Origin of the sequence: Neisseria sp. HMSC065C04 (assembly GCF_001815375.1) — a bacterium.
GTDB classification, from domain to species: Bacteria; Pseudomonadota; Gammaproteobacteria; order Burkholderiales; family Neisseriaceae; genus Neisseria; species Neisseria flavescens_D.
The window spans coordinates 1-4,022 of the sequence record NZ_KV820390.1; the positions used below are offsets into that span (position 1 = coordinate 1).

The following is a 4,022-nucleotide window of genomic DNA, read 5'->3' on the forward strand; positions in this document are numbered from 1 at the left end:
GGTGTTGACTGGTTTTGTTGGTAGGCGTATAGTTCGGTTCTTCGCTGCTGACGCGGTGAAGAAAACGAAGCAGACAGTATAACACAGTTGGTTGAAATTTTCGATAATTTTAGTTGACATTTGCTAAATGTACTGTATAATTCGATTCGCTCTTTAAAAAACAGATTACCGATAAGTGTGAGTGCATTAGGCCTCACACTGTTTGAAAGACAGACAAGATAATGTTTTAGACATTGTCCTGTCGGTTTCTTTGAAGCAGACCAGAAGTTATAAGTTAGAGATTGAACATAAGAGTTTGATCCTGGCTCAGATTGAACGCTGGCGGCATGCTTTACACATGCAAGTCGGACGGCAGCACAGAGAAGCTTGCTTCTTGGGTGGCGAGTGGCGAACGGGTGAGTAATATATCGGAACGTACCGAGTAATGGGGGATAACTAATCGAAAGATTAGCTAATACCGCATATTCTCTGAGGAGGAAAGCAGGGGACCTTCGGGCCTTGCGTTATTCGAGCGGCCGATATCTGATTAGCTAGTTGGTGGGGTAAAGGCCTACCAAGGCGACGATCAGTAGCGGGTCTGAGAGGATGATCCGCCACACTGGGACTGAGACACGGCCCAGACTCCTACGGGAGGCAGCAGTGGGGAATTTTGGACAATGGGCGCAAGCCTGATCCAGCCATGCCGCGTGTCTGAAGAAGGCCTTCGGGTTGTAAAGGACTTTTGTCAGGGAAGAAAAGGCTGTTGCTAATACCGACAGCTGATGACGGTACCTGAAGAATAAGCACCGGCTAACTACGTGCCAGCAGCCGCGGTAATACGTAGGGTGCGAGCGTTAATCGGAATTACTGGGCGTAAAGCGAGCGCAGACGGTTACTTAAGCAGGATGTGAAATCCCCGGGCTCAACCTGGGAACTGCGTTCTGAACTGGGTGACTAGAGTGTGTCAGAGGGAGGTAGAATTCCACGTGTAGCAGTGAAATGCGTAGAGATGTGGAGGAATACCGATGGCGAAGGCAGCCTCCTGGGATAACACTGACGTTCATGCTCGAAAGCGTGGGTAGCAAACAGGATTAGATACCCTGGTAGTCCACGCCCTAAACGATGTCAATTAGCTGTTGGGCAACTTGATTGCTTAGTAGCGTAGCTAACGCGTGAAATTGACCGCCTGGGGAGTACGGTCGCAAGATTAAAACTCAAAGGAATTGACGGGGACCCGCACAAGCGGTGGATGATGTGGATTAATTCGATGCAACGCGAAGAACCTTACCTGGTCTTGACATGTACGGAATCCTCCAGAGACGGAGGAGTGCCTTCGGGAGCCGTAACACAGGTGCTGCATGGCTGTCGTCAGCTCGTGTCGTGAGATGTTGGGTTAAGTCCCGCAACGAGCGCAACCCTTGTCATTAGTTGCCATCATTTAGTTGGGCACTCTAATGAGACTGCCGGTGACAAGCCGGAGGAAGGTGGGGATGACGTCAAGTCCTCATGGCCCTTATGACCAGGGCTTCACACGTCATACAATGGTCGGTACAGAGGGTAGCCAAGCCGCGAGGTGGAGCCAATCTCACAAAACCGATCGTAGTCCGGATTGCACTCTGCAACTCGAGTGCATGAAGTCGGAATCGCTAGTAATCGCAGGTCAGCATACTGCGGTGAATACGTTCCCGGGTCTTGTACACACCGCCCGTCACACCATGGGAGTGGGGGATACCAGAAGTAGGTAGGGTAACCGCAAGGAGCCCGCTTACCACGGTATGCTTCATGACTGGGGTGAAGTCGTAACAAGGTAGCCGTAGGGGAACCTGCGGCTGGATCACCTCCTTTCTAGAGAAAGAAGAGGTCTGATGTATTCACACTTATCGGTAAACTGTAAAAGATGCGGAAGAGAAAAGCTTGAGTGAAGACAAGATTCGCTTAAGAAGAGAATCCGGGTTTGTAGCTCAGCTGGTTAGAGCACACGCTTGATAAGCGTGGGGTCGGAGGTTCAAGTCCTCCCAGACCCACCAAGAACGGGGGCATAGCTCAGTTGGTAGAGCACCTGCTTTGCAAGCAGGGGGTCATCGGTTCGATCCCGTTTGCCTCCACCAAGAACTTTACAAATCAAAGGAATCCTGCTATACTTAGCAGCTTATTTTGATTTGCGAAGTGAAATATCGACGCATCGATCTTTAACAAATTGGAAAGCCGAAATCAACAAACAAAGACAATGAGTTTGTTTTGATTTTTTGTTCTTTGCAAAGGATGAAAAATCTCTCGTAAGAGAAAAGAAAACGAACACAGTATTTGGGTGATGATTGTATCGACTTAATCCTGAAACACAAAAGGCAGGATTAAGACACAACAAAGCAGTAAGCTTTATCAAAGTAGGAATTTCAAGTTTACTTCCCTAGTCAACGGGTAGGTAAACGAAGTCAAAGAGGTTCTTGAAATGATAGAGTCAAGTGAATAAGTGCATCAGGTGGATGCCTTGGCGATGATAGGCGACGAAGGACGTGTAAGCCTGCGAAAAGCGTGGGGGAGCTGGCAATAAAGCTATGATCCCGCGGTGTCCGAATGGGGAAACCCACCTCTTAGGAGGTATCCTTATCTGAATACATAGGATAAGCGAAGCGAACCCGGAGAACTGAACCATCTAAGTACCCGGAGGAAAAGAAATCAACCGAGATTCCGCAAGTAGTGGCGAGCGAACGCGGAGGAGCCTGTACGTGATAACTGTCGAGATAGAAGAACAAGCTGGGAAGCTTGACCATAGTGGGTGATAGTCCCGTATTTGAAATCTCAATAGTGGTACTAAGCGTACGAAAAGTAGGGCGGGACACGTGAAATCCTGTCTGAATATGGGGGGACCATCCTCCAAGGCTAAATACTCATCATCGACCGATAGTGAACCAGTACCGTGAGGGAAAGGCGAAAAGAACCCCGGGAGGGGAGTGAAATAGAACCTGAAACCTGATGCATACAAACAGTGGGAGCACCCTTGTGGTGTGACTGCGTACCTTTTGTATAATGGGTCAACGACTTACATTCAGTAGCGAGCTTAACCGAATAGGGGAGGCGTAGGGAAACCGAGTCTTAATAGGGCGAACAGTTGCTGGGTGTAGACCCGAAACCGAGTGATCTATCCATGGCCAGGTTGAAGGTGCCGTAACAGGTACTGGAGGACCGAACCCACGCATGTTGCAAAATGCGGGGATGAGCTGTGGATAGGGGTGAAAGGCTAAACAAACTCGGAGATAGCTGGTTCTCCCCGAAAACTATTTAGGTAGTGCCTCGAGCAAGACACTGATGGGGGTAAAGCACTGTTATGGCTAGGGGGTTATTGCAACTTACCAACCCATGGCAAACTAAGAATACCATCAAGTGGTTCCTCGGGAGACAGACAGCGGGTGCTAACGTCCGTTGTCAAGAGGGAAACAACCCAGACCGCCAGCTAAGGTCCCAAATGATAGATTAAGTGGTAAACGAAGTGGGAAGGCCCAGACAGCCAGGATGTTGGCTTAGAAGCAGCCATCATTTAAAGAAAGCGTAATAGCTCACTGGTCGAGTCGTCCTGCGCGGAAGATGTAACGGGGCTCAAATCTATAACCGAAGCTGCGGATGCCAGTTTACTGGCATGGTAGGGGAGCGTTCTGTAGGCCGATGAAGGTGCATTGTAAAGTGTGCTGGAGGTATCAGAAGTGCGAATGTTGACATGAGTAGCGATAAAGCGGGTGAAAAGCCCGCTCGCCGAAAGCCCAAGGTTTCCTACGCAACGTTCATCGGCGTAGGGTGAGTCGGCCCCTAAGGCGAGGCAGAAATGCGTAGTCGATGGGAAACAGGTTAATATTCCTGTACTTGATTCAAATGCGATGTGGGGACGGAGAAGGTTAGGTTAGCAAGCTGTTGGAATAGCTTGTTTAAGCCGGTAGGTGGAAGACTTAGGCAAATCCGGGTCTTCTTAACACCGAGAAGTGATGACGAGTGTCTACGGACATGAAGTAACCGATACCACGCTTCCAGGAAAAGCCACTAAGCTTCAGTTT

General features: G+C 49.3%; 2 tRNA genes and 2 rRNA genes. All 4 read left to right on the forward strand.

From position 1 onward, the window contains the following. The first annotated feature begins 283 nt into the window (after positions 1-283). Positions 284-1,824: ribosomal RNA gene (locus HMPREF3022_RS02025) — 16S ribosomal RNA — on the forward strand. Between the two features lie 105 nt (positions 1,825-1,929). Beyond that, positions 1,930-2,006, forward strand: a tRNA-Ile gene (locus HMPREF3022_RS02030). Between the two features lie 5 nt (positions 2,007-2,011). Further along, positions 2,012-2,087, forward strand: a tRNA-Ala gene (locus HMPREF3022_RS02035). A gap of 348 nt (positions 2,088-2,435) precedes the next feature. Next, positions 2,436-4,022 (forward strand): 23S ribosomal RNA (locus tag HMPREF3022_RS02040); the annotation flags it as partial.